Here is a 25,392-nt window from a genome sequence, read left to right as displayed (position 1 = left end):
GTTGGCCACGTCTCCGCAGCGCGCTTATCGCGCTGCTTGTCCGAACTGCGGTGCGCCGGTCGAGTTCGCTTCGGCGGCCTCGGCCAGCGCTGTCTGCAGCTTCTGCCGCAGCACGCTGGTGCGCGATGGCGAGGCGCTGCGCCGCATTGGCGTCAGCGCCGAGCTCTTCGACGACCACAGCCCGCTGCAGCTGGGCGCGAGCGGCTCGCGCCAGGGTGTCGCGTTCACGCTGGTCGGCCGCCTGCAGTACGGCTACGAGGGCGGCACCTGGAACGAGTGGCACGCGCTCTTCGACAACGGCCGCAGTGCGTGGCTGAGCGAAGACAACGGCGCCTACGTGCTGGCTTTCGACCAGCCCTTGCCGCCCGACGCCCCTGGCATCGGCGGCCTGCAGGCCGGCACGCGCGTGCTGGCCGACGGCCGCGCCTGGGACGTGGCCTCGGTGCAGAGCGCCCACCTCATTGCCGCGCAGGGCGAACTGCCTTTACCGCCGCGGCTGGAAGGCGAGTTCACCGTCGTCGACCTGCGCAACGGCGCCGGCGAGGTGGCCACGCTGGACGGCAGCGACCCGGCGCGCCCGGCTTTCAGCGTCGGCCGCAGCGTGCTGCTGGCCGAGCTGGCCATGCAGGGCCTGAAGGACAGCAGCGAGAAGACGCTCAAAGGCCGTGGCGTCGAGTGCCCCAACTGCGGCACGGCACTGGAGGTGAAGCTCAGCAGCACGCAGAGCCTGACCTGCACGAACTGCGCCTCGGTGGTGGACATCAGCCAGGGCCTGGGCGCCGAGCTGAAGCACTACCAGCAGAACAACGCCGGCATGGGCGGCGCCGAGCCGCTGCTGCCCCTGGGCCGCACCGGCACGCTGGCGCTGGACGGCCCGCCCTTGCCCTGGCAGGTGGTGGGCTACCTCGAGCGCTGCGACATCCCCGCGCCCGGTGACGATGAAGAAACGAGCTTCTGGCGCGAGTACCTGCTCTACAACGCGGGCGCCGGTTTCGCCTTTCTCGTCGACACCAACGAAGGCTGGAGCTGGGTGCGCCCCATCACCGGCGCGCCCGCCGTGCGCGGCAAGCAGGCCACCTGGCAGAACGACAGCTACCAGGAGAAGTGGAGCTACGACGCCAAGGTCACCTGGGTGCAGGGCGAGTTCTACTGGCGCGTGCAGCGCGACGAGCGCGCGCGTGTCACCGACTACGAAGGCACGGGCCGTGCGGTGGCCAAGCGCCTGTCACGCGAGAAGACGCGGCAGGAGGTGACGTGGTCGGCCGGGCAGGTGCTGAAGGCCGAGACCGTGGCCGATGCCTTCGGCCTGGCCGCCGGCCAGCGCGCGGCGCTGCAGCGCGACGTCTCGCCCACCAGCTTCAAGGCCGCCGGCGTGCCCAAGGCGCTGCTGCTGGTGGTGCTGGTGCTGGGCGTGGTGGTCTTGCTGGCGATGTGCAGCGACAACGAATGCGACCAGGTGCGCAACACCTTCGGCGCGGCGAGTGCCGAGTACCAGCAGTGCGAACGCAACCGCGGCTCGGGCAGCGGCTACCGCAGCAGCGGCGGCAGCTACGGCGGCTGGTCCAGCGGTTCAGGCGGCCACAAGTAGCGGCGCGCCGACCCTTCAGACAACCAAGAGGAGCTTCACCATGATGGGTATCGAATGGCTCAAGCCCGGCGCTTTTTTCGGCTCGGCCTTGTTCGCCTTGCTGGGCGTGGCCGTGTTCTGGCTTTGCTTCGTGATCATCGACAAGCTCACGCCCTATGACCTGTGGGCCGAGATCGTCGAGAAGAAGAACCTGGCGCTGGCCATCGTGGTGGGCGCGATGTGCATCGCCATCGGGCTCATCGTCTCGGCCGCTGTTCACGGCTGAAACAGGCCCCAGCGGCGATCAAGCTTCCCGCCGCGGAACCGGCTTCGCCGGGCCGCTGGCGGACGGCCCCTGGGACCCGTAAGGGCCCTCGACAGGGCCTTGGGGGTCCACATTCACGCGTAGGTTTCCCAGGCCTGCCGCTCGGGGTGGTCGAGATGGGGCAAGTGGTTGTAGCTCAGCAGCCGGTGCCCCTTGGGCGTGAAGCTGAACTCGCTGAGCGCGCTGTTGCGGATGCGCAGGTTCAGCTCGATGGTGGTCTCGGGCGGCGTACCCAGCACCTGGTGCACGGCGGTGGCGATGGGCCCGCCGCTGCTGACCAGCAGCACGTTGCCGCTGTGCGTTTGCTGCACGTGCTGCAGCGCGCCAGCCACGCCGGCGCTGAAATCGGCCCAGCTGGGCATGCCTTGGGGCTGCGTCTGGCCGGCCATCCAACGTGACAGCGCCTCACGCAGCAGTCGGAAGTGGGCCTTGTAGACCTCAGGGCTGTCGGGCTTGGCCAGCGGCCCGGCGTGCACGGTGCGGATCAGCGCTTCGCTGTCGTACTCGTTGAGGCCCGGCCACAGCAGCGCCTCAGGCAGCATCGCGCCGCCGCCTTCGGCATGCCCGTGGGCGATGCCGGCCAGCGATTGCGCATGGCGCTTGAGCGTGCCGCGCAGCACGCCTTCGAAGGCGATGCCGCGCCCGGCGAACCAGCGGCCCAGCGCCTGGCACTGGCGCGTGCCGAGTTCGCTGAGCTGGTCGTAATCGGCCGCGCCGAAACTGGCTTGGCCGTGGCGCACGAGGTAGAGCGTTCCCATGCCTGGCATTCTGGGCCGGGCAGGGGTGGTCGCCCTGTCGCGCTGGAGTCAGCGCCGATGTCCGGGCCAACACCAGCGCCAGGTCGCGCGCCTCACTCGTTGCTCATCACCACCTGCATCTCGAAGCTGCCGGCCTTGCCGGCCTCGAATTTCCAGGGGCGCAGGCCTTCGACGACCGTCTTCCGCAGCACACGCGCCTGCGGCGGCTGCACGTCGACCACCGTCACGTCGGTGACGGCACCTTCGCCGTCGATGGTGAGCTTGGCGCGCACCACGCCCTTGTCGATGCCGTTGCGGATGGCCTCCGCCGGGAAGTCGAGGGGCGTCTTCTTCACGACCTTCGGGGCGCTCTGGGCGGCCACGGGGAGGCTGACCAGGTGCAGCGAGAGGCCCAGGGCCGTGGCCAGGCCCACGCGGGCGGTGAGGTTGCGGAGCTTGCTTTGCATGGCGCGTTCTCGGATGAAGTGGAGGGACAACGGGACAAGAAAAAGAGGCAGTGCGCCCGGCCTTCAGGCCGCGGCGCCGCCGGGCAGGCGGAAGAAGGCCACGGCCTTGACCAGCCGTTCGGCGTTGGACTTGAGCGATTCGGTGGTGGCGGCGATCTCTTCCACCAGCGCGGCGTTCTGCTGCGTGGCCTGGTCGACTTCGCCGACGCTGCCGTTGATGGAAGCCATGCCCGTCACCTGCTCGTGGCTGGCGTGGCTGACCTCCTCGACGAGCTGGCGCACGTCCATCACGGCCTTGACGATGCCGCCGATGCGCTCGCCCACCTCGGCCACGGTGCGCGTGCCGTCGGCCACGCGCTCGGCCGAGTCGTCGATGAGGCTCTTGATCTCGCGCGCCGCGCTGCTGGCACGGCCGGCCAAGGAGCGCACTTCGGTGGCCACCACCGCGAAGCCGCGGCCGTGCTCACCGGCCCGCGCCGCTTCCACCGCGGCGTTCAGCGCCAGGATGTTGGTCTGGAAGGCGATGCCATCGATGACGGCGATGATGTCCTTGATGCGCGTGCTGCTGCCGGAGATGCGCGTCATGGTCTCGACGAGCTGCTCCACCGACTTGCCGCCCTCCACCACCGCGTCGCGGGCGCTGGTGGCCACCTGCGAGGCCTCGCGGGTCTTCTGGCTGTTGCCCTGCACCGTGGAGGCGATCTGCTCCACCGCGCTGGCGGTCTGCTGCAGGCTGGCGGCGTTGCGCTCGGTGCGGGTGGACAGCTCGGTGTTGCCGCCGGCGAGTTCGTCGCTGTGCGCGGCCACGTCGCGGGCGCAGCGCTGTACGTCCTCGATCACCCCCAGCAGGTGCTGCTGCATGCCGCCCATGGCGCGCAGCAGTGCGCCGATCTCGTCCCGCGCGCCCGAGTCGATGTGGCGCGAGAGGTCGCCCGACTTGATGCGCTCGGCAGCGTCCATCGCGTGCTGCAGCGGCACGGTGATCGAGCGGCTGATGACCCAGGCCGCGCTCACGGCCAGCACCAGGCCGACCGCGCCGAAGACCAGCATCAGCCACACGCTGCGCTGGGCCGCGGCGCCACCGGCGGCGGCGCGGGCTTCGACCTGCTCCTTCAGCGCCACGCCCAGGGCTTCCACCGATTTCTCGTAAGCCTGCTGCACCGGGCGCAGATCGATGAGCAGCGAGGTGCGCGAGTCGTCGGGGTTGCCGGCGTCGTAGACGGTGAGGAACTTGCGCACGGCGGCCGTGAAGGCGGCCTTCTGCGTCTTCACCTCTTCGATGAGGCGGGCGTTGTCGCCCTGGCCGGCAAGCTTCTGCACCTCGGCCAGCTGGGTTTCGCCGTCGGTGAGCGACTCTTCGATGGCGGCCTTCAGCCGCTTGATCTGGCCGCCGCTGTCCACGATCAGCAGCTCGCGGCTCGACCGCGCCACGAGGTGGGTGCGTTCCTGCAGCGCGTTGGCGGCGCGCACGAGCGTGATGTCGACGCGGGCCGTGGTGTCGAGGTCTTGCGCGAGCGAGCGCGCGCTGAGCGCGCCCACGCCGCACAAGCCCACCAGCAGCAGGATGAGGATGGCGAAGGCCACGCCCAGGCGCGGCCCGATCTTCAGGGTCTGGAGGAGTTGAGACACGGCTTCCCTCGAATCAATGCGGCTTCACCGGTTTCCGGTGCACTTGTTCGTGTCATCGGCGCCTGCACCCGGGTTCTGAGCCGGCGGTCGTGACGGATTGCACGGTCGGCGGGGCGTTACGCTCGGCGCATGTCGTCGACCTCTTCCTCCGCCGAGACGCCCGCAGCGCACGCGCGCATCCACCCGGCCGAACTGGCCCTGCTGGCTTCGGTTTTCGTGGTCGCCGCCTGTGGCCTGGTCTATGAACTCGCGGCCGGCGCGCTGGCCAGCTACCTGCTGGGCGATTCGGTGCTGCAGTTCAGCACCATCATCGGCAGCTACCTGTTTGCCATGGGCATCGGCTCGTGGCTCAGCAAGTACATCCGGCACCAGCTGGTGGCGCAGTTCCTGCGCATCGAGCTGCTGGTGGCCTTCATCGGCGGGCTGATGCCGGCGCTGCTGTTCACCGCGCACAGCAGCCTGCCGGCCAGCGCCGAGCTGCCCTTCCGCGTGATGCTCTACGGCCTGGTGGGCGTGATCGGCATCCTGGCCGGGCTGGAGATTCCGCTGGTGATGCGCATCCTCAAGGCGCACTTCGCGCCACGCTGGGCGCTCTCAGACCTGGTCTCGCAGGTGCTCACCTTCGATTACCTGGGCGCGCTGATGGTGGCGGTGGCCTTCCCGCTGCTCTTCGTGCCGCACCTGGGGCTGGTGCGCACGGGGCTCTTCTTCGGGCTGCTGAACGCGGCGGTGGCGGTGTGGGTGCTCTTCGCCTTCCGCGCCGACCTGCGGCGCTGGGGCGCGCACGCGGCCGCGTGTTTCGGCGTCGTGGCCGTGCTGATCGCGGCCATGGCCGGCGCCGACCGCCTGACCACCTGGGCCGAAGACAGCTTCTACGGCAGCGACATCGTCGTGCGCGAGAGCAGCGACTACCAGCGCGTGGTGGTCACGGCCGGCCCGGCGGGGGTGCGCCTCTATCTCAACGGCAACCTGCAGTTCCACAGCCGCGACGAGTACCGTTACCACGAGGTGCTGGTGCACCCCGCGCTGGCCGCGCACGGCGCACCGCGCAGGGTGCTGGTGCTGGGCGGTGGCGATGGCCTGGCCGTGCGCGAGGTGCTCAAGCACCCCAGCGTGGAGCAGGTGACGCTGGTGGAGCTCGATCCGCACATCACGCGCCTGTTCGCCAACAACCCGGTGCTGCGCCAGCTGAACGCCGACGCCTTGGCGAGCCCCAAGCTGACCGTGGTGAACACCGACGCCTACACCTGGCTGGAGGCCAACCGCGAGGTCTTCGACGTCATCGTCGTCGACTTCCCCGACCCCACCAACTTCAGCATCGGCAAGCTCTACACCACCAGCTTCTACCAGCGCGCCGACCAGGCCCTGGCCGCCGGTGGCTACCTGGTGGTGCAGACCACATCGCCGCTGTTCGCGCGCAAGAGCTACTGGACGGTGGTGAGCACGATAGAGGCCGTGGGGCTGCAGACCACGCCGCTGCACGTGCACGTGCCCAGCTTCGGCGAGTGGGGCTTCGTCATCGCCAGCCGCCGGCCCTGGCAGGCGCCGGAGAAGCTGCCGCCCGGCCTGCGTTTCCTCACCGTGGCCGGGCTGCCGGCGCTCTTGCAGTTCCCGCCCGACATGGCGCGTGTGCCGGCCGAGCCCAACCGCCTGAGCAACCAGGCCCTGGTGGCCACCTTCGAAGAAGAGTGGGGCCGGGTGAAGTGAGGCCGCCCGCACTGCGCCGCCGCACCTTGCTGGGCTGGGGCGCCGCCGGCGTGCTGGCTGCAGGCTGCAGCCCGCCGGCCGCCCCGGGGGCGGTGCCCGTGCAGTGGGTGGGCGCCAGCCACGCCCGCGGCCACCGCTTGCGCCGCAGCGGCGCGCTGCCGCCCGTGGCGGTGGAGCGGCGGGCCGGCGCGCTGGTGCTGGGTGCCGGCGTGGCCGGGCTGGCCGCGGCGCGCGGCCTGCGGCAGCGCGGCATCGAAGAGGTGCACGTGCTGGAACTCGAAGACCAGCCCGGGGGCAACAGCCGCGGCCACCAGATGGCGGGCATGGCCTGCCCGCTGGGCGCGCACTACCTGCCGCTGCCAGGCCCGCAGGCGCGCGAGGTGAGCGAACTGCTGCACGAGTTCGGCCTGCTGAAACAAGAGCTCGGCCGCACCGTGGCCGACGAGCGCCACCTCTGCCACAGCCCGCAGGAGCGCGTGTTCTTCGAAGGTGCCTGGGCCGAGGGCCTGTTGCCACCCGTGGAGCCCGGCTCGCGCACGGCGCAGCAGCTGCAGGCCTTTGCCGCCGCGGTGGCCGCCGTGCAGCGCGAAGGCGCCGGCCGCCGCGGCGAGCCGGCCTTCGCCCAACCTGCACACCGCAGCGCCTGGGGCGCACTGCAGGCTGAACTGGACGCGCAGACGTTTGCGCATTGGCTCGGCGCGCGCGGCTTCGACGACGCCCACCTGCGCTGGTACCTCGGCTACTGCTGCCGCGACGACTACGGCGCCACGCTGGACGAAGTCTCCGCCTGGGCCGGCCTGCACTACTTCGCCAGCCGCCATGGCTTTCACGCCCCGGGCAGCGAGGCTGAAGCCCGCGAGGCCGTCTTCACCTGGCCCGAAGGCAACGCCTGGCTCACGCAGCGCCTGGCCGCGCCGCTGGGCGATCGCCTGCACGGCGGGCGCACGGTGCTGCAGGTGACCGAAGGCCGCCACGCTGTGGAGGTGCTGGCCTGGGACGAAGCCGCGCAGCGCCTGGAGCGCTGGACGGCGCCGCAGGCCGTGCTGGCGCTGCCGCTCTTCATCGCCGCGCGCGTGGTGCAGAACGCCCCGGCTGCGCTGACGCAGGCCGCTGCGCAACTTCAGTACGCGCCCTGGCTGGTGGCCAATGTGCAGATCGACGCCCCGCTCTTCGACCGCCCCGGCGCGCCGCCCTCGTGGGACAACGTGGTCTACGGCGGCCGCGGCCTGGGTTATGTGGACGCCATGCACCAGAGCCTGCGCCCGGTGCCCGGCGCCACCGTGCTGACGGCCTACCACGCGCTGCCGCGCAGCGAACGCGCAGCGCTGCTGGCCGACGACCCCTCGCCCTGGGCCGCGCGTGTGCTGGCCGAACTGCGGCAGGCCCACCCCGACATCGACCAGCGCGTCCAGCGCATCGACCTCATGCGCTGGGGCCACGCCATGGCCATCCCCGTGCCCGGCTTGCAGCGCCACGCGGCCCTGCAGGCGCTGCGCAGCGCACGCGGCCGGCTGCGTTTCGCCCACGCCGACCTCGCGGGCTGCTCGGTGTTCGAAGAGGCTTGCTCGGCCGGCGCCGAGGCTGCGCTAGCCTAGGCGGCTTCCGTCCTCTGCCACGGCCTCTACGCAAGGCCGCCCCACACCATGCAATACCGCCACCTCGGCCGCTCCGGCCTGCGCGTCAGCGCTTTGTCTCTCGGCTCCTGGGTCACGTACCACAACCAGGTCGACACGGGCCAGGCGCGCGAGATGATGGCCGCCGCCTTCGATGCCGGCGTCAACTTCTTCGACAACGCGGAGGTCTACGCCGGCGGCCGCAGCGAAACCATCATGGGCGAGGCGCTCAAGGCGCTGGGCTGGCCGCGCCTGAACTACATCGTCAGCACCAAGTTCTTCTGGGGCCTGGACCGCAGCGGTGATGCCGTCAACCGCAAGGACACGCTGAACCGCAAGTACCTGATGCAGGCCATCGACGGCAGTCTGCAGCGCTTCGGCCTCGACTTCATCGACCTGATCTACTGCCACCGCCCCGACCCGCACACGCCACTGGAAGAGACCGTGCGCGCGATGAACGACATCATCAACCAGGGCAAGGCGCTGTACTGGGGCACCAGCGAGTGGAGCGCGGCCGACATCGCCGCGGCCTGGCAGATCGCCGACCGCCACGGCTGGCACAAGCCGCTGATGGAGCAGCCGCAGTACCACCTCTTCCACCGCGAGCGCGTGGAGAAGGAGTACGCCCGCCTGTATGAAACCACCGGTCTGGGCCTCACCACCTGGAGCCCGCTGGCCAGCGGCCTGCTCACCGGCAAGTACCGCAACGGCATCCCCGAAGGCAGCCGCGGCGCGCTGGAGAACATGGCGTTCCTGCGCGACGGCTTGCTGGATGCGAAGAAGAACGCCGCCGTGGCCGCGCTGGAGCCGATCGCCGCCGAGCTGGGGGGCACCCTGGCGCAGCTGGCCATCGCCTGGGTGGCGAAGAACCCGCGCGTCAGCACCGTGATCACCGGGGCCTCCAGCGTGGCTCAGCTGCAGGCCAACCTGGGCGCGATGACCGTCCTGGACAAGCTGGACCCGGACGTGCTCGCCCGCATCGATGCGCTGACCGCGCCGCTGGCGGGCTGACACGCTGTGCAGGGCGCGGGGCGCGCACAGGATGTCGCAGCCTTGGAATGTCGAGCTTTTGTCGAGGATAAATGGGACTCAAGTGTGCGGCGGGCCGGCCGTAAACCGCAGGAGCAAGAGCCAGAAGGACACTTTCCATGCGCAGCAACCTGCCCGTCACCCAGCGTGAGTACAGCTTCCCGATCGAGCAGACCCTGGTCTCGGTCACCGATCTGAAAGGGCGCATCGTCTACTGCAACGGGCCCTTCGTGGCGGTGAGCGGGTTCACGCGGGAAGAGCTGCTGGGGCAACCCCACAACATGGTGCGGCACCCCGACATGCCCGAGGAAGCCTTCCGCGACATGTGGGAGACCATCGAATCGGGCCGGCAGTGGTCGGCGCTGGTGAAGAACCGGCGCAAGAACGGCGATCACTACTGGGTGCATGCCAACGCCACACCCATGCAGCGTGATGGGCAGACGGTGGGCTATCTCTCGGTGAGGCGTGCCGTCTCGGCCGACCGCGTGGCCGCAGCCGAGCAGCTGTATGCCCGCATGCGCGAAGAAGCCGCGCAAGGCCGACTGCGCACCGGCCTGCATCGCGGCGCCGTGGTGCGCCGCGATGCCGTGGGCCGCGCCCTGCAGGCCGTGGGCACCGCGGTGCAGCGCGTGGGCGTGCACGGCGCACTGGCCGTGGGCGCCGTGCTGGGCGGTGCAGCGCTGGCCAGCGCCACCGCCGCGGTGGTGTGGGTGCCGGCCGCCTTGGCGCTGGCACTCGCGGTGCAGGCCTTGCAGCGCCGCGTGGTGGAGGCGCCGCTGCAAGCCGTGCTGTCCGATGCGCGCCAGCTGGCCGCCGGTGACCTCACGCACGAAGTGAACGTCGACGCGCCTGGCCTGCCCGGTGAACTGCAGGGGGCGCTGGCCCAGCTGTCGGTGAACCTGTGCACCGTCATCGGCGACGTGCGCACCGAGGCCGAGAACCTGCGCACCGCGGTGGCCGAGATCGCCGCCGGCAACCAGGACCTGTCATCGCGCACCGAAGCCCAGGCCAGCAGCCTGGAGGAAACGGCGGCGTCGATGGAGCAGATCAACGGCACCGTCAAGCAGAGCGCAGCCTCGGCCAGCCAGGGCGCACGCCTGTCCGAGGAGGCTTCGAGCGTGGCCCACCACAGCCACGAGGCCGTGATGGGTGTGGTGCAGTCGATGGAGGCGATCTCCGAATCGTCCAAGCGCATCGGCGAGATCATCCACGTCATCGAAGGCGTGGCTTTCCAGACCAACATCCTGGCGCTGAACGCCGCGGTGGAAGCGGCCCGTGCAGGCGAGGCCGGCCGCGGCTTTGCCGTGGTGGCCAGCGAGGTGCGCGGCCTGGCGCAGCGCACCGCCGAGGCAGCGCGCGAGATCAAGCAGCTCATCACCGCCAGCACCGAACGTGTGGACGCGGGCAACCGCCAGACGCAACTGGCGCAGCAGCGCATGCAGGAAGTGCTGCAGAGCGTGGGCCAGGTCAGCACCTTGCTGGGCGAGGTGAGCTCCGCTGCGCAAGAGCAGCAGCAGGGCGTGAGCCAGGTCAACGAGGCCGTCACGCACATGGACGGCATCACGCAGCAGAACGCGGCCATGGTGGAAGAGCTGGCCGCGGCCGCGCAGGCGCTGAACGGCCAGGTGCAGACCGTGAACCACACGCTGCGCCTGTTCCGCCTGCGTGCCGGCGAGAGCTCGATCGCCGAAGGCGATGCCGTGGCCCTGCGCAAGGAGCAGCGAGCAGCGGCGCCGGCTTCTGCGCCCGCCCCCGCAGCTGCCGCCGTGTCGGCAGCCCCTGTGGCCAGCCCCGGTGCCGTGGCCAAGGCAGTGGTGCAGCGGGCTGCGGCCCCGAAGGCCCCGGCGCGCGCCGCGCCGCGGCCTCAAGCGGCCAGGCCGGCCCCTGCGGCCCCTGCACCCCGGCCGCCAGCCGCCCCGGTGACGCGTGAGGCCGCGCCCGCCGCGGGCTCCGACGACGACTGGACCACCTTCTGACGGCAGCAGGCCTCCGGCCGGCACCATGAAAAAAGGCCCACCGCGAACGGTGGGCCTTCTTGCATCTGGAGCGGGATAAGAGGCTCGAACTCTCGACCTATACCTTGGCAAGGTATCGCTCTACCAACTGAGCTAATCCCGCAGGGGTTCTGGTGGCCTGGGGCGGAATCGAACCACCGACACGCGGATTTTCAATCCGCTGCTCTACCAACTGAGCTACCAGGCCGTGCAGAGCCCAGCAGTATAGCCCAAGTTCCCGCGCCCGCCGGCAGGCTTCAGCTGGCGCCGCGCTTGTTGCGTGAGAGGTCCACGCCCAATTGCTTGAGCTTGCGGTAGAGGTGCGTCCGTTCCAGGCCGGTCTTTTCGGCCACGCGCGTCATGCTGCCGCCTTCCTGCGCGAGGTGGAACTCGAAGTAGCTCTTCTCGAAGGCGTCGCGCGCTTCGCGCAGCGGGCGGTCGAGGTCGAACACCTGCTCAGACCGCGGGCCCTCGTGCGCCGGGGGCAGCATCGTGTGGGCCATCGGGTGCAGTGGCGCTGCCTGGGGGTCGCCGCCTGGCGCTGCCCCCAGCTCGGTGCGCAGCCCGCCTTGCAGCGCGGCGGCCAGGCGCTGCGCCGGCTTCACCAGAGCCTGCTCCACGGCGCGCAGCAGCTTCTGCAGCGTGATGGGCTTTTCGAGGAAGGCGCTGGCGCCGTACTTGGTGGCTTCCACCGCGGTGTCGATGGTGCCGTGGCCGCTCATCATGATGACCGGCATGCTCAGCTGCCCGCTGGCGCCCCATTCCTTGAGCAGCGTCACGCCGTCCACGTCGGGCATCCAGATGTCGAGCAGCACGAGGTCGGGCCGCAGCATCTCGCGCACATGGCGGGCCTGCGCGGCGTTTTCGGCCAGCTCGACCGTGTGACCTTCGTCGGTCAGGATCTCGGACAGCAGGGCACGGATGCCCAACTCGTCGTCGACTACCAGGATAGTTGCCATGCGTTCTACTAGTGCGTCACGCTGCCAGGGGCCGGTGCGGCGCCGGCATCGGCGGCCTCGTCAGGCCCGCCCGGCGTTGCGGCGAAGTTGGAAAATGATAGCGAAACGCGGGCTCCGGTGACGGGTCCCTCGGGATCGTCGCCCCGGTGCAGGTTGGCCACGCGCAGCCGGGCGCCGTGTTCGTCGGCGATTTTCTTCACCACCGCCAGCCCCAGGCCCGTGCCTTTGGCCTTGGTGGTGACGTAGGGCTCGAAGGCACGCTTGAGCACCTTGTCGGCGAAACCCGGGCCGTTGTCGATGACGGTCAGGCGCACCGCCCGCAGCCCGCCCTGCTCGCCGCGCGCGCCCGAGACGAGCAGCTCCACCTGCCCATCGGGGCGGTCGGCCACGGCGTCCAGGCCGTTCTGCACGAGGTTGTGGATGACCTGGCGCAACTGCGTCGCGTCGCCGCGGATGGCCGGCAGCCCGGGTTCCACACGCGGGCGCAGCAGGCCGTTGTCCAGCGCCTGGCCGTACAGGCCCATCACCTCGGCCGCCAGCGCGCCCAGGTCCAGCGGCTTCATCTGTGCGGCCGGCAGGCGGGCATAGTCGCGGAACTCGTTGACCAGGGTCTGCATCGCCTGCACCTGGTTGACGATGGTGTTGACGCTGCGCGCCAGCAGCGCCTGGTCGGCCCCTTCGAGCTTGGCACCCAGGCGGTGCTGCAGCCGCTCGGCGCTGAGCTGGATGGGCGTGAGCGGGTTCTTGATCTCGTGCGCCAGGCGCCGCGCCACCTCGGCCCAGGCGGCGCTGCGCTGCGCGCTCACCACCTCGGTGATGTCGTCGAAGACCATCAGGCGCATGTCGCCGGGAAGACTGGCGCCGCGCACCAGCAAGGTCAGTGTGGTGCCGTCGCCGCGCTGCAGGTCGAAGCTCTCTTGCCACTGGTCGCGTTCGCCGGCCTCGGGGCTGGTGGCCAGCAGTTCGAAGCGCTGCTCCACGCCCTGCGAGAAGTCTTTCAGGTCGGGCAGCTCGCTCAGGCGGCGGCCGCGCCAGCTGGCCAGCGGACGCTGCAGGATGCGCGTGGCGCCCGGGTTCACGGTGTCGATGCGGCCCTCGCGGTCGAACACGATGACGCCAGCGGTCAGGGTGTCGAGGATGGTCTGCAGCCGCGTGCGCGCGCCTTCGAGCTGCTGCACCCCTCGCTGCACCTGCGCGCGCGCCTCGGCCACCTGCGAGGTCATGGCCGCGAAGCTGCGCGTGAGGCCGCCGAGTTCGTCGCCGCTGGGAAAGACGGGCTTGGCCCGCAGGTCGCCGGCCGCGACCTCGCGCACGCCATCGGCCAAGAGCAGCAGCGGCTTGGCCAACTGGTTGCCCAGCACGATGGCCAGCAGCACCGCCGCGAACACGGCCAGGATGAGCGCCAGCGTCAGCGTGCCCACGTACATGCGGCGCAGCGCGTCGCGCGCCAGGAAACGCTGCTGGTACTCGCTGTAGGCCGCCTGCACCGCCAGCGCATTGGCCGCCAGCGCCCGCGGCATGGGCTGCAGCAGCATGAGGTAGCGCTCTTCGCTGCGCGCCAGCGCCGTGCCGGTGCGTGGCACGCGGGCCAGCGCGCGCACGCGCGGGCCGGGGTTGCCCGGCGCCAGGGCTTCGTCGTCCAGGCCCTCCACTTGCGCGGCCGAGCCGGTGTCGCGCACCTGGCGCATCAGGTTGGCGCTGGCGCGTTCGGGCGGGCCCGCGCTGGCGCTGCCGCCAGCGGTGAAGAGCACCTGGCCCTGCGGCCCCACGAGCGCGGCCTCGCTGGCGCCGATCTGCTCGCGCAGCCGCTCCAGTGCCAGTGGCGCCATCGCCAGGCCGGTGTCGGCCAGGCGGTCGGCGCCGACCTGGGCCTTGCCGATGAGGTCGGCCGTCAGCGTGTCGAGCGTGCCCTTGCCCAGGGCCAGGCCGGCGTCCAGCGCGCCGGCCACCTTCACGTCGAACCAGGCCGCGATGCTGCGGCTGGCGAACTGGTAGCTCACGGTGTAGATCACCAGGCCCGGCAGCAGGCCCACCAGCGCGAAGATGCCGGCCAGCTTGATGAGCAGCCGGCTGCCGAACTTGCCGCGCCGCACGCGCACCGCCAGCCGCAGCGCCACCACGCCGATCACCAGCGTCAGCAGCGCGGCCACGGCCACGTTCACCCAGAACAGCCAGACGAAGTGGCGTTCGTAGAAGCCGCCGCCCTGGCTGCTGAAGCTGATGACGAAGGCCAGCACCAGCGCCGTGCCGGTGGCGGCGACGATGGCGATGATCCAGGCCCAGCGGGCCGAGTTGCTCACGGGCTGCCCAGCTCGACCTTGAGGGTGCTGTTCACGCCCACGGCCCAGTCGCCCTGGCCGCCCAGCCCGAACTGCATCGGGCCTGGCAGCTGCGAGGTGTCGAGCCGGTAGCTGAACTGCAGGTAGTAGGTCTTGTCCGCGTCCAGCTCCTTCAGCTCGGCGAGCTTCCAGTCGCTGCTGCGCGAGGCCAGCGCCAGCGCCTCGGCCAGTGTCGGGAAGGTCTGGTTCAGGCCGCCGATGAGGCCCACGCGCCACGAGTTGGTGAGCGGCTGGTAGGCCAGGCGCCAGGAACGCGTGACACGCGCCACGCGCTCATCGCGCCAGTACCAGCGGTTGCGCAGCAGCTGTGCCTGCGCCACGAAATAGATGGGCACGCCGCGCTGCAGCGCTTCTTCCACCGAGCGCGGCAGGTTCACGCGGGCGTTGAAGTCCAGGCTCAGGGCACCGTCCTGGCGCTGCACCTGCAGGCCGGCCAGTTCCACGCCCTGGGCCTGGGCAGCGCTGCCGGCCAGCAAGAGCCACAGGGCCAGGCAGCAACCCAACAGCCAGCCCGGCAGCCACGGCTGCAGGGGGGCGGGGCGGTCCGGCAGCGGGGGCATGGGCGGGTAGGGGCTTCGTCAGGGGCCGGAGGACTTGCGCAGCAGGGCGTAGAAGAAACCGTCCTGCAAGGCCGCGGGGCGGTTGGCGATCGCCCCTGAGGCATTGTCGGGCAGCGGCAACAGATGGCCGGGCGCCTGCGGCTCCAGCACCGCCGCCCCTGGGGGCAGGCGTTGCAAAAACGCGTCGATCTGCTGCCGGCCCTCGGCCGGAAAGATGGAGCAGGTGGCGTAAAGCAAGCGCCCGCCCGGGACCAGCAGAGGCCACAGGGCATCCAGCAGCTCGGCCTGGATGCGCGCCAGCGCCTGGATGTCGTCCTGCCGGCGCAGCCAGCGCACGTCGGGGTGGCGGCGCACGATGCCGCTGGCCGTGCAGGGTGCGTCCAGCAGGATGGCGTCGAAGGGCCGGCCGTCCCACCAGCCCTTGGGAAAGCGGCCATCCCCGGCCTTCAGCTCGGCCTGCAGCCGCAGGCGGTTCAGGTTGTCCTGCACGCGGGCCAGGCGCAGCGGGTCGCTGTCCAGGGCCAGCAGGTCGAGATCGGCCAGCTCCAGCAGGTGGGCCGTCTTGCCGCCAGGGGCGGCGCAGGCGTCCAGCACGCGGGCGCGCGGGCGCTGCCAGGGCGCGCCGGTGTCGCCTTCGGCGGGCTGCAGCAGCAGCGCGGCGGCGCGCTGGGCGGCGGCGTCCTGCACGCTGACCTCGCCTTCGGCAAAACCGGGCAGCTGATGAACCGGGCAGGGCTGGGCCAGCACCACCGTCTGGCCGGCACCCAGGCGCGTGCCGGGTGGGTCTTCGGCCAGCGTGGCGGCGCGGCCCAGCGCGGCCAGGCCGTGCACGTACGCTTCGCCGGTGCCACGGCGCGCGTTGACACGCAGCGTCATCGGCGGGCGGCGATTGGCGCCGGCCAGCAGGGCTTGCCAGTGCTGCGGCCAGTCGCGCTTGACCCGTTCCACCCACCACAGCGGGTGGTTGTAGGCCCCCAGGGCGCTGCGTTGCGCGGCGGGCACGAGGCTGTCGCGCTCGCGCAGGAAGCGCCGCAGCACGGCGTTGATGAAGCTGGCCGCTGCCGGCGTGCGCACGCGCGCAGCGCTGACGGCCTGGTCCACCAGGGTGTGCTCGGCGTAGGGCGGCGGGTCTTGACCCGCGCCGGTGGGCCACAGCAGCGCCAGCGCGGTGACGAGCAGCGCGTCCACCGCCGGTGGGGGCAGCTTGGGCGCCAGCAGCGCGCGCGCTTCGGTGGCGCTGCCCAGCCAGCGCAGGGTGTGGAAGCTCAGCGCCTGCACGCCCGGTCGCAGGTCGGGCGGGCAGCGCGCCAGCACGTCGGTGAGCGACTGCCCGCCGCGCACCGCCTGCACCGCGTCGGCGGTGTGTTCGAGCAGGCGGCCCAGCGGGGGCGAGGCACCGCCAGCGGGCGGGGTGGGTTGGGCGGCCGGCAGCATCGGGGCAGTCTAGCCGGCCGCTGCCTCGCCCCGCTGCGAGGCGCGGCTGGGGTGATGCGGTGAAAGCACAGCGCGAGCGGGCGTGGCGGCGCACAATCGTCACTTCCTTGGCTACGCAGCGGCCTGTCGCGCGCTCCCCACCCCACCCATGCCCCGTACCGTTGCCCCGGCCGCCGCCAACCGCATCTTCCGCAGCGAAGAAGAACTCGCCGCCCTGCCGGCCAGCGAACGCATCCGCTACCGCCTCGTGCAGGCCGAGCGGCGCTACCACGCCAACGACAACATCTCTGCCTTCGTGCGCGAGGGCGAGCTCGCCGAGCTGAAGGCCGAGGTGGCGGCCAAGCTGCAAGAGGTGTTGCAGGCGCTGGTGATAGACACCGACAGCGACCACAACACCAACGAGACGGCCAAGCGCGTGGCCAAGATGTACCTCGAAGAGGTGTTCCGCGGCCGCTACGTGCCCATGCCCAGCGTCACGGAGTTTCCGAACGTCGAGCGCCTGAACGAGCTGATGATCGTGGGTCCCATCACCGTGCGCAGCGCCTGCAGCCACCACATGTGCCCGATCTTCGGCAAGGTGTGGATCGGCATCCTGCCCAACGAGCACAGCAACCTGATCGGCCTGAGCAAGTACGCGCGCATCGCCGACTGGATCATGAGCCGGCCGCAGATCCAGGAAGAGGCCGTGACGATGCTCGCCAACGAGCTGCAGGAGCGCGTGCGCCCCGACGGCCTGGCCATCGTGATGGAGGCCGACCACTTCTGCATGCACTGGCGCGGCGTGAAGGACAACGAGAGCGCCATGGTCAACAGCGTGATGCGTGGCGCCTTCCTGAAAGACGCCAACCTGCGCCGCGAGTTCCTCTCGCTGCTGCCGCGCAAGTCGAACTGACAGCCCCCCGCCCGCGCGGCGCTGCCGCCGGGCTGCCACCGAGGATTTCCCCATGCTCGTCCGTCTCATGTATGCCAGCCGCGCCGTGCCGGCCGTCGACCAGGAGGCGCTGGTCGCCATCCTGCGCAAGAGCAAGGTCAACAACCCGGGCACAGGCATCACGGGCGTGCTGTGCTTCAGCGAAGGCATCTTCCTGCAGGTGCTCGAAGGCGGCCGCGCCGCGGTGAACCAGCTCTACAACCGCATCGCCACCGACCCGCGCCACAGCGACGTGACGCTGCTGTGCTACGAAGAGATCGGCGAGCGCCGCTTTGCCGGCTGGAGCATGGGCCAGGTGAACATGAGCCGGTTGAACCCGGCGCTGCTGCTGAAGTACAGCGAGAAGCCGACGCTCGACCCCTTCGCCGTCTCGGGCCATGTCTCGATGGCGCTGTTCGAAGAGCTGATGGCCACGGCCAGCATCGTCGGCCAGCCATGAAGGTGGCGGGCTGGCTGCTGGCCCTGGCGGGCTTGCTGGCCGGCCTGGTGGGGGCCTGGCTGCCCGCGGCACCCGCGTTGGCCGATGACGGCCTGCAGGCCGTGACCCTGCAGCACGGCGGCCAGCAGCGCCGCTACCTGCTGCACGTGCCCGCCAACCTGGACCGCACGCGCCCCGCGCCGCTGTTGCTGGCCTTGCATGGCGGTGGTGGCCATGCCGAGTTCATGGCCGATGACGAGCGCTACGGCTTGCAGCGCCTGGCCGCGAGCGCGGGTTACGTGCTGGCCTTCCCCAACGGCAGCAGCCGTTTCCCACGCGGCCGACTGGCCACCTGGAACGCCGGCGGCTGCTGCGGCCAGGCGCGCGACCAGAACGTCGACGACGTCGGCTTCCTGCGCGCCGTGGTGGCCGACGTGCAGGCCCGCGTGCGCATCGACCCGGCGCGCGTCTTTGCCACCGGCATGTCCAACGGCGGCATGATGGCCCACCGCCTGGCCTGCGAGGCGGCCGACGTCTTCCGCGCCGTGGCCGCCGTGGCCGGCACCGAGGCGGCGCCGAACTGCCAGCCCTCGCGGCCGGTGTCGGTGCTGCACATCCACGCGCTGGACGACACCCACGTGCTCTACGGCGGCGGTGCCGGGGCCGACGCCTTCCGCGACCGCAGCCAGGTGATGGACTTCGTCTCGGTGCCGGTGACGATGTCGCGCTGGGCGCAGCGCCTGCAGTGCCCGGCACCGCCGAAGCCCGTGCTCGAACGGCCGGGTGCGCGGTGTGAGGCGTACGCTGGCTGTGCGGGCGGCGCGCAACTGCAGCTGTGCACGGTGGACACCGGCGGCCACAGCTGGCCCGGGGCCGAGAAGGTGCGGCGCGGCAAACCGGGCGCCACGCAGGCGCTCGACGCCAACGCGACGATGGCCGAGTTCTTCGGGCGGTTGCCCTGAACTTGGGCTAGAGCCGGCCCGCCGGCCCGAAGCGGAACAGCCCCACCAGCAGCCGCGTCGGAAAGGCCGCGATGGCCTCGTTGTAAGGCTGCGCCGTCTCGTTGAAGAGCTGCCGCGCGAAGCCCAGGCGCTTCATCGCATCGCGCCAGGCCAGGGCGTTCGTGGCCACGTCGTCGCGCACGCGCACGGCCTCGTGCTGCTCCAGCAGTGCAAACACGCGGCTGGCGGCCGCGGCCTGCGCCGCTTCGGCCGCGGCCCAGGCTTGCGCGTGGGCCTGCACCACGGGTTTGCTGTCCATCTGCGTGGCCGCGCGCGCGGCTTCGGCGCAGGCGGTCTGCCAGGCGTCGAGCGCGCCCTGTTCCGCCGCCATCGGCTCGCGCAGCGCGGCCATCAGCGGGTCGGCAGCGGCCTGGCGCTGGCGCAGCGCATCGCCCACCTTGGCCCAGCTGGCGGCGATGGCGTTGCGCAGGGCCACGAGCCGGTTGTAGGCGCCCACCATCCACAGCAGCAGCACGCAGACCAGGGCCGTGAGCCAGATCGAGCTTGAGTCCATGCCCCGAATCTAGAGCATCGGCCGGCCGTGCCGGCGGGCGCCTCAGCCGCGCACTTCACCCTGGCCCAGCACCACCCACTTCATCGAGGTCAGCCCCTCCAGCCCCACCGGCCCGCGGGCGTGGAACTTGTCGGTGCTGATGCCGATTTCCGCGCCCAGGCCGTACTCGAAGCCATCGGCGAAACGCGTGCTGGCGTTGACCATCACGCTGGCCGAATCCACCTCGCGCAGGAAGCGCATGGCATTCGGATGGTTCGTGGTGAGGATGGCGTCGGTGTGGTGGCTGCCGTGGCGGTTGATGTGGGTGATGGCCTCGTCCAGGCTGTCCACCACCTTGATGCTGATGATGGGCGCCAGGTACTCGCAGCCCCAGTCAGCTTCGCTGGCGCGGTGCACCCGCGGGCGCGGGCCCAACAGCGCGGCGGCACGGGCGCAGCAGCGCATCTCCACGCCCTTGGCCATGAACACGTCGCCGATGCGCGGCAGGAAGGCCGCCGCCTGCGCGGCGTGCACCAGCAGGCTCTCGGTGGCGTTGCAGGGGCTGTACTTCTGTGTCTTGGCGTTGTCGGTGACCTTCACCGCCATCTCAAGATCGACCTCGGCATCCACGTAGGTGTGGCAGTTGCCATCGAGGTGCTTGATGACAGGCACCTGGGCCTCGGCACTGATGCGTTCGATCAAGCCCTTGCCGCCACGCGGGATGATGACATCCACATATTCGGGCATGGTGATCAACGCCCCCACGGCCGCGCGGTCGGTGGTGGGCACCAGCTGCACGGCGGTGGCCGGCAGGCCGGCCTCTTGCAGCGCGGCGTGCACCAGCGCGGCCAGCGCCAGGTTGCTGTGCAGCGCCTCGCTGCCGCCACGCAGGATGCAGGCGTTGCCGCTCTTGAGGGCCAGGCTGGCGGCCTCGATGGTGACGTTGGGCCGGCTCTCGTAGATCATGCCGAACACACCGAGCGGCACGCGCATCTGCCCCACGCTGATGCCGCTGGGCCGGCGCTTGACGCCGGTGATCTCGCCGATGGGGTCGGGCATGGCGGCGATCTGCTCGCAGCCTTCGGCCACGGTGGCGATGACGGCGGGCGTGAGCTTCAAGCGGTCGACCATCGGTTCGGCCAGGCCGGCGGCGCGGGCCGCTTCGAGATCGCGCTGGTTGGCGGCCTGCAGCGCCGGGCCGGCCTCGCGCAGGCGGCGCGCCAGCGCACGCAGGGCGGCGTCTTTGGCCGCGCTGGGGGCGGCGGCCATCGTGGTGGCGGCCGTGCGGGCCGCGGCGCCCATGCGGGCCATCAGGGCGGGGATGTCGAGGTGGGTTTCAGCAGCAGACATGCCGTGGATTGTCCCAGAGCCCCTGCCGGCAAGCCGGCTGCGGCCTCAGGGCGCCACGCCCGTCACCCAGGCCTTGCGGATGAGCCGCCCGCAGTTGGCCGATTCGTTGCCCGAGCCCGCCGGGCCCTGGCGCGCCAGCACGCCGTACCAGGTGCGCGTGGCGTCGATCCACGGGTAGAAGCCGAAGGCGCCCGCGCTGCTGAAGGCGCCGTCGCCCACCGCCGGGTCTGTTTCCACCCAGTGGCCGAGCGAGTAGCTCCAGCTCTCGGTGCGCGGCACGGGCGTGGCCAGCGCGGTGGGGCAGGTGTCGGGGTTGGTGCACACCGCGTGGCTGCCGAGCTGGGCGCCCAGGCGCAACTGGCCGGCCAGCATCTTGCGCAGGAAGCGCGTGTAGGCCGCCGGCGTGCTCTCGGCGCCGCCAGCGAGCTGCGGCTGGTTGAAGCTGATGGGCACGTCGTCGCCCAGCACCGCGCGGAACTCGGTGGCCAGCTCGCCGTTGCCCATGTTGCCCAGGCCCATCAGGCTGGCCAGCTTCTGCATGTGGCCGCCGTCGTAGAAGAAGCGGCCTTCGGTGTTCGCGCTGTACTGGCCGTTGCTGGCGGGGAAGGCCAGGCAGCCGTCCACCGTCTGGCCTTGCAGGCAGATCGAGAAGTTGGTGTAGCCGCTGCGGAAGGTGAGGTGGCTCACTTCCTGGGCCGTCAGCGTGCCGGCGCGCTTCTCCACCACGTGGGCGCCGAAGAGCCACTTGGTGGCCGAGGCCAGCGACATCGAGGTGTCGGCCGTGTAGGCCGTGGCGTTGCCGGCGCGGTTGACCGAGCCGCTGGTGCGCGCACCGTTGCGGTCGCCCAGTTCCCAGTAGAAGGGCGCCACGGCGGTGCACAGCGCGTGGTTGTTGGCCGTGGTGGTGGCCGCGGCGATGCGCTGCGCCTCGGTCGGGCCGGCGGACGGTGGGGGTGGCGCCGGTGCGGGGTCGGTGGCACCACCCCCGCCACCGCAGGCGCTCAGGCCTGCGCACAGCAAGGCCAGCGTGGCCGAGGTGGTGCTGATGACGAACCCGTTTTTCATGGCGTGTGCTCCCTGGGCCTGTTTGTAGGCCCGGCACCTGACACGCAGCACATCGGCCGTGTAAAGCTGCGTCACCGCGTGTAGCGCGGTGTCACGGGATCAGCGACAGCACCGCCAGCCAGAACGAAGCCGTCAACGCGAAGGCCGCGGTGGAGATCACGATCGTGGCCGTGGTCTCGGCCTGCAGCGTCTCGTAGCGCTGCGAGAAGATCAGCGCGTTGCTGCCCGTGGGCAGCGCCGCCATCATCACCACCACGGAGAGCGGCAGCCCGGTGAGGCCGAAGCCCCAGCGCGCCACCACCAGCACCACGGCCGGCACCAGCAGCAGCTTCACCGCGCTCAGGCCTAAAGCGCCGCGCCACAGGCCGCGCACGCCATAGGCCGCCAGCGTCACGCCGATCAGCACCAGGCACATCGGCACCACGGCCGCGCCTAGAGTGAGCAGGCTCTCGTCGACGATGGGGTGCAGGCCGAGGCCCGTGAGGTTCCAGGCCATGCCGGCCAGCACCGGCAGCACCACGGGGTGGATGACGGTGTTGCGCGCGGTCTGCGCCAGCGTGCGCGCCAGCCCGCGCAGGCCGCTCGGGGCCGTCTGGCCCTGGGCCGCAGCTGCGCGCGAGAGGTCGAGTTCCACCAACGCCGTCAGCAGCGTCAGCAGCACCAGCGCGTGCAGGCTCACGAGGGCGATGTGGATGGCCAGACCGGCTTCGCCGAACACGGCCGCCGCGAAGGGCACGCCCACTTGCAGCGAGTTGCCGAAGGTGGCGGTGATGGCCCGCGTGGCCGGCGCTGCCGCGCCATGCCGCGCTGCTGCACGGCGCTGGCTCAGGTAGACGAGCAGCAGCACCCCCACCAGCGGCACGAAAAACGCCACCAGCGTGGCCCAGGGCATGTGCGCCAGGTCCAGCCGCGCCGTGGTGCGGAACAGCAGCGCCGGTACGAAGAGGTAGAAGACCAGGTTGCCCAGCACGCGCGCCGGGTCGCCTTCTTCGGGCTTGCCCAGCCAGCGCTGGCGCGCGGCCAGCCAGCCCAGGCCGACGGTGAAGAACATCGCCATCAGCTTGGCCAGCACGGTGGCCGTCATCGCGCTGCGGCCCTGCGGCCGCCGGGGCTCAAGCCGCGGCCTTCTTGGCGGCGGGTTTCGCGGCCGCCTTCTTCGCCGCAGCACCCTTGGCCGGCACCTTGGCCGCACGCGGCTCGAACTCGAAGCCGACCTTGCCTTCCTTCGCGTCCCAGGCCAGGAAGGCCTTGAACTTGCGCTTGGTCTTGTTGCTGACGAAGTTCTCCAGCAGGCTGGTCTTGCCCGTGGTGAGCAGCTTCACCACCTCTTCATGCGGCACCGGCTGCTGCAGGATGATCTTGCCGGTCTTGAAGTCGCAGGTGACAGGCGCTCCCACGCTGTGCTCGCAGACGTAGTTCGTGCCGTGCTCGAAGACCTTGCCCTTGCACTTGGGGCAGTGGCCCAGGCTCTGCTGGGCGGAGAAGTCTACCGGCTCGCCATCGCCTTCGGCCTGCTTGGCGTCGTCGCCGAAGTCGAACTCGAGCTTCCAGTTGCTGATCTCTTCGTCGAAGGCCAGCTTGATCTCGGCCGTGAAGGGCCAGCCCGCCTTGCTGCGGAAACCTTCCAGCGGGCCGATCTTCTTGTCGCGCACCAGGGCCTCGGCCTCGGCCGTCTCGAAGGCGCGGCCGGCCGGGATCTTGGTGATGGAGAAGCCGCAGCCTTCCTCCATGCCGGCCGCGCCGGTGCAGGCGAAGCGGCGGTAGTTCTCCTTCACCACGCCGCCGCAGTTGGGGCAGGGCGTGGCCAGCGTGGCGTAGTCGCCGGGGATGGTGTCGCGGTCGTACTCCTTGGCCTTCTTGACGATGCGCTCGGCCATCTTCGCGATCTCGCCCATGAACTGGTCGCGGCTCAGGCGGCCGTGCTCCATCTCGCTGAGCTGGTACTCCCAGTTGCCGGTGAGGTCGGGGCGCGTCAGGTCTTCGATGGCCAGGCCGCGCAGCAGCGTCATCAGCTGGAAGGCCTTGGCCGTGGGCACGAGCTCGCGGCCGTCGCGAAGCATGTACTTCTCGGCGATCAGGCCTTCGATGGTCTGCGCACGCGTGGCCGGCGTGCCCAGGCCCTTTTCCTTCATCGCGTCGCGCAGTTCTTCGTCTTCGATGAGCTTGCCGGCGCCTTCCATGGCGCTCAGCAGCGTGGCTTCGGTGTAGCGCGCCGGGGGCTTGGTCTTCAGCGCGTTCACGGCCACGTCCTCCACGCGCACCTGCTCGTCCTTCGCCATGGCCACGAGGTTGGCATCGTCGTCTTGCGCCTCCTTGCCGTAGACGGCCAGCCAGCCGGCGTTCACCAGCACCTTGCCGTTGGTCTGGAAGACGTAGTCCTGGCCGCCGTGCTGCACCGTGCTCAAGCGCGTGGTGACCATGAACTCGGCGCTTGGGTAGAACACCGCGAGGAAACGCTTGACCACCAGGTCGTAGAGCTTGGCCTCGATGTCGGTGAGGCTCTTGGGCGCCTGCAGCGTGGGGATGATGGCGAAGTGGTCCGACACCTTGGTGTTGTCGAACACGCGCTTGGTGGGCTTGATGTAGCCCTCGTTCAGGCCCTTGCGCGCGTGCATGCTCAGCTCGCGCAGCGGGCCAGGCAGGTCTTCGTCGGCCAGCATCGTGAAGGTCTGCTTCACGGTGGGCAGGTAGTCCTCGGGCAGGGCGCGGCTGTCGGTCCGCGGGTAGGTCAGCACCTTGTGCTTCTCGTACAGCGCCTGCGCCAGGCTCAGCGTGGTCTTGGCGCTGAAGCCGAAGCGGCTGTTGGCCTCGCGCTGCAGCGTGGTCAGGTCGTAGAGCAGCGGGCTGGCCTGCGTGCTGGGCTTGGCTTCGTCCACCACGCGCGCGGGCTGGTTGCGCACCGCGGCGGCGATGGCGTCTGCCGTGGCCTGGTCCCACAGGCGGTCGGCGCGGGCCTCGGCGTCGTTGGCGTCCTTCTTCCACTTGGTGTCGAACCATTTGCCTTCGTACTGTCCGGCCACGGCATCGAAGGTGGCCTTCACTTCCCAGTAGGGGCGGCTCACGTGCTTGCGGATCTTCTCTTCACGCTCCACCACGATGCTCAGCGTGGGCGTCTGCACGCGGCCCACGGTGGTGAGGAAGAAGCCGCCGTCGCGGCTGTTGAAGGCCGTCATCGCCCGCGTGCCGTTGATGCCCACCAGCCAGTCGGCCTCAGAGCGGCTGCGCGCGGCGTCGGCCAGGCCCTGCATCTGCGCTTCGCTGCGCAGCTTCTGGAAGCCTTCGCGGATGGCCTGCGGCGTCATGCTCTGCAGCCACAGGCGCTGGATCGGCTTGATGGTCGGCTTCTTCTCGCTGTTCTGCGCATACTGCACGATCAAGCGGAAGATCAGCTCGCCCTCGCGGCCCGCGTCGCAGGCGTTGATGATGGCCGTCACGTCCTTGCGCTTGACCAGCTTCACCACCGCGCTCAGCCGCGCCTTGGCCTTGTCGATGGGCGCCAGGTCGAAGTGCGGCGGCACCACCGGCAGGTTGGCAAAACTCCACTTGCCGCGCTTGACGTCGTACTCCTCCGGGGCCTTGATCTCCACCAGGTGGCCCACCGCGCTGGTGACGACGTAGGTGTCGCTCTCGAAGTGGTCGGCGTGCTTCTCGAACTTGCCCGCCACGGGGGTGAGCGCGCGCACGATGTCCTGCGCCACGCTGGGCTTCTCGGCAATGATGATGGTCTTGCTCATGGTTCCTTGGAAGTCGTTCACTGCCTTGGCGGCGGTGCCG

The 25,392-nt window shown here is 70.6% G+C and carries 21 protein-coding genes and 2 tRNA genes; 9 read left to right on the top strand and 14 right to left on the bottom strand.

Features of this window, described 5'->3' with window-relative positions; genetic code table 11:
* Nucleotide 1: 1 nt before the first annotated feature.
* A complete protein-coding gene (locus EOE66_RS00340) occupies nt 2-1,588 on the top strand; it encodes a DUF4178 domain-containing protein (RefSeq protein WP_128226713.1) in 1,587 nt (528 codons plus the stop codon).
* A gap of 40 nt (nt 1,589-1,628) precedes the next feature.
* A complete protein-coding gene (locus tag EOE66_RS00335) occupies nt 1,629-1,853 on the top strand; it encodes a DUF350 domain-containing protein (RefSeq protein ID WP_128226712.1) in 225 nt (74 codons plus the stop codon).
* Between the two features lie 113 nt (nt 1,854-1,966).
* On the opposite strand, the gene EOE66_RS00325 is transcribed toward EOE66_RS00335, so the two are convergent.
* From EOE66_RS00325 to EOE66_RS00315, 3 genes are all read right to left on the bottom strand, one after another.
* Nucleotides 1,967-2,650, bottom strand: a complete 684-nt coding sequence (locus tag EOE66_RS00325; protein ID WP_128226711.1) for a histidine phosphatase family protein — start codon at nt 2,648-2,650, stop codon at nt 1,967-1,969.
* Between the two features lie 92 nt (nt 2,651-2,742).
* A complete protein-coding gene (locus tag EOE66_RS00320) occupies nt 2,743-3,096 on the bottom strand; it encodes an energy transducer TonB (RefSeq protein ID WP_128226710.1) in 354 nt (117 codons plus the stop codon).
* A 63-nt stretch (nt 3,097-3,159) separates the two neighbouring features.
* Nucleotides 3,160-4,725 (bottom strand): methyl-accepting chemotaxis protein, encoded by a 1,566-nt coding sequence (locus tag EOE66_RS00315; RefSeq protein ID WP_128226709.1) that lies wholly within the window; start codon nt 4,723-4,725, stop codon nt 3,160-3,162.
* 129 nt (nt 4,726-4,854) lie between these two features.
* Here EOE66_RS00315 and EOE66_RS00310 point away from each other — a divergent pair, with 129 nt between their 5' ends.
* The 4 genes from EOE66_RS00310 to EOE66_RS00295 all read left to right on the top strand — a co-directional run bounded on the left by EOE66_RS00310 (nt 4,855) and on the right by EOE66_RS00295 (nt 11,050).
* Nucleotides 4,855-6,432 carry a polyamine aminopropyltransferase gene (locus tag EOE66_RS00310; RefSeq protein WP_128226708.1) on the top strand — a complete coding sequence of 526 codons (1,578 nt, stop codon included), beginning with the start codon at nt 4,855-4,857 and terminating at the stop codon, nt 6,430-6,432.
* Complete coding sequence (locus tag EOE66_RS00305) at nt 6,429-8,027, top strand: FAD-dependent oxidoreductase (RefSeq protein ID WP_245478843.1); 1,599 nt, start codon at nt 6,429-6,431, stop codon at nt 8,025-8,027. Before EOE66_RS00310 ends, EOE66_RS00305 begins: the two co-directional genes overlap by 4 nt.
* A gap of 48 nt (nt 8,028-8,075) precedes the next feature.
* Nucleotides 8,076-9,056 carry a potassium channel beta subunit family protein gene (locus EOE66_RS00300; protein WP_128226707.1) on the top strand — a complete coding sequence of 327 codons (981 nt, stop codon included), beginning with the start codon at nt 8,076-8,078 and terminating at the stop codon, nt 9,054-9,056.
* A gap of 137 nt (nt 9,057-9,193) precedes the next feature.
* Nucleotides 9,194-11,050 (top strand): methyl-accepting chemotaxis protein, encoded by a 1,857-nt coding sequence (locus EOE66_RS00295; RefSeq protein ID WP_128226706.1) that lies wholly within the window; start codon nt 9,194-9,196, stop codon nt 11,048-11,050.
* Nucleotides 11,051-11,116: 66 nt separating this feature from the next.
* Here EOE66_RS00295 and EOE66_RS00290 read toward each other — a convergent pair.
* The 6 genes from EOE66_RS00290 to rsmB all read right to left on the bottom strand — a co-directional run bounded on the left by EOE66_RS00290 (nt 11,117) and on the right by rsmB (nt 16,360).
* A tRNA-Gly gene (locus EOE66_RS00290) sits at nt 11,117-11,192 on the bottom strand.
* Between the two features lie 8 nt (nt 11,193-11,200).
* Nucleotides 11,201-11,276 (bottom strand) — tRNA-Phe (locus tag EOE66_RS00285).
* A 49-nt stretch (nt 11,277-11,325) separates the two neighbouring features.
* Nucleotides 11,326-12,027, bottom strand: a complete 702-nt coding sequence (locus EOE66_RS00280; RefSeq protein WP_128226705.1) for a response regulator — start codon at nt 12,025-12,027, stop codon at nt 11,326-11,328.
* An 8-nt stretch (nt 12,028-12,035) separates the two neighbouring features.
* Nucleotides 12,036-14,327 (bottom strand): ATP-binding protein, encoded by a 2,292-nt coding sequence (locus EOE66_RS00275; protein WP_128226704.1) that lies wholly within the window; start codon nt 14,325-14,327, stop codon nt 12,036-12,038.
* A complete protein-coding gene (locus EOE66_RS00270; RefSeq protein WP_128226703.1) occupies nt 14,324-14,926 on the bottom strand; it encodes a DUF4390 domain-containing protein in 603 nt (200 codons plus the stop codon). The genes EOE66_RS00275 and EOE66_RS00270 overlap by 4 nt, the downstream gene beginning before the upstream one ends.
* Before the next feature lie 18 nt (nt 14,927-14,944).
* Entirely contained in the window at nt 14,945-16,360 is a 1,416-nt protein-coding gene (gene rsmB / locus EOE66_RS00265) for a 16S rRNA (cytosine(967)-C(5))-methyltransferase RsmB (RefSeq protein ID WP_128226702.1), read from the bottom strand.
* 148 nt (nt 16,361-16,508) lie between these two features.
* On the opposite strand from rsmB, the gene folE reads away from it, so the two are divergent.
* From folE to EOE66_RS00250, 3 genes are read left to right on the top strand one after another with little or no spacing between them, the layout of a single operon-like run.
* Nucleotides 16,509-17,252 (top strand): GTP cyclohydrolase I, encoded by a 744-nt coding sequence (gene folE / locus EOE66_RS00260; protein ID WP_128226701.1) that lies wholly within the window; start codon nt 16,509-16,511, stop codon nt 17,250-17,252.
* 52 nt (nt 17,253-17,304) lie between these two features.
* Nucleotides 17,305-17,730, top strand: a complete 426-nt coding sequence (locus tag EOE66_RS00255; RefSeq protein WP_128226700.1) for a BLUF domain-containing protein — start codon at nt 17,305-17,307, stop codon at nt 17,728-17,730.
* The gene (locus tag EOE66_RS00250; protein WP_128226699.1) at nt 17,727-18,671 is read left to right on the top strand and encodes an extracellular catalytic domain type 1 short-chain-length polyhydroxyalkanoate depolymerase; all 945 of its coding nucleotides are present in this window, start codon (nt 17,727-17,729) and stop codon (nt 18,669-18,671) included. Before EOE66_RS00255 ends, EOE66_RS00250 begins: the two co-directional genes overlap by 4 nt.
* 7 nt (nt 18,672-18,678) lie before the next feature.
* Here the strand turns inward: EOE66_RS00250 and EOE66_RS00245 are convergent, their stop codons facing one another.
* The 5 genes from EOE66_RS00245 to EOE66_RS00225 form a co-directional block, all read right to left on the bottom strand.
* Nucleotides 18,679-19,224: a LemA family protein gene (locus EOE66_RS00245; protein ID WP_128226698.1), complete on the bottom strand. Its 546-nt coding sequence runs from the start codon at nt 19,222-19,224 to the stop codon at nt 18,679-18,681.
* A 42-nt stretch (nt 19,225-19,266) separates the two neighbouring features.
* Nucleotides 19,267-20,553: a glutamate-5-semialdehyde dehydrogenase gene (locus EOE66_RS00240; RefSeq protein WP_128226697.1), complete on the bottom strand. Its 1,287-nt coding sequence runs from the start codon at nt 20,551-20,553 to the stop codon at nt 19,267-19,269.
* Between the two features lie 45 nt (nt 20,554-20,598).
* The gene (locus EOE66_RS00235) at nt 20,599-21,618 is read right to left on the bottom strand and encodes a hypothetical protein (RefSeq protein WP_128226696.1); all 1,020 of its coding nucleotides are present in this window, start codon (nt 21,616-21,618) and stop codon (nt 20,599-20,601) included.
* A gap of 91 nt (nt 21,619-21,709) precedes the next feature.
* Nucleotides 21,710-22,702, bottom strand: a complete 993-nt coding sequence (locus EOE66_RS00230) for an AEC family transporter (protein WP_128226695.1) — start codon at nt 22,700-22,702, stop codon at nt 21,710-21,712.
* 28 nt (nt 22,703-22,730) lie between these two features.
* Entirely contained in the window at nt 22,731-25,352 is a 2,622-nt protein-coding gene (locus tag EOE66_RS00225) for a DNA topoisomerase III (RefSeq protein WP_128226694.1), read from the bottom strand.
* Between the last annotated feature and the right edge of the window lie 40 nt (nt 25,353-25,392).

The sequence above is a fragment of the Rubrivivax rivuli genome, from assembly GCF_004016505.1.
Taxonomy (GTDB): domain Bacteria; phylum Pseudomonadota; class Gammaproteobacteria; order Burkholderiales; family Burkholderiaceae_C; genus Rubrivivax; species Rubrivivax rivuli.
This window is presented reverse-complemented; position numbering and strand designations above follow the sequence as displayed.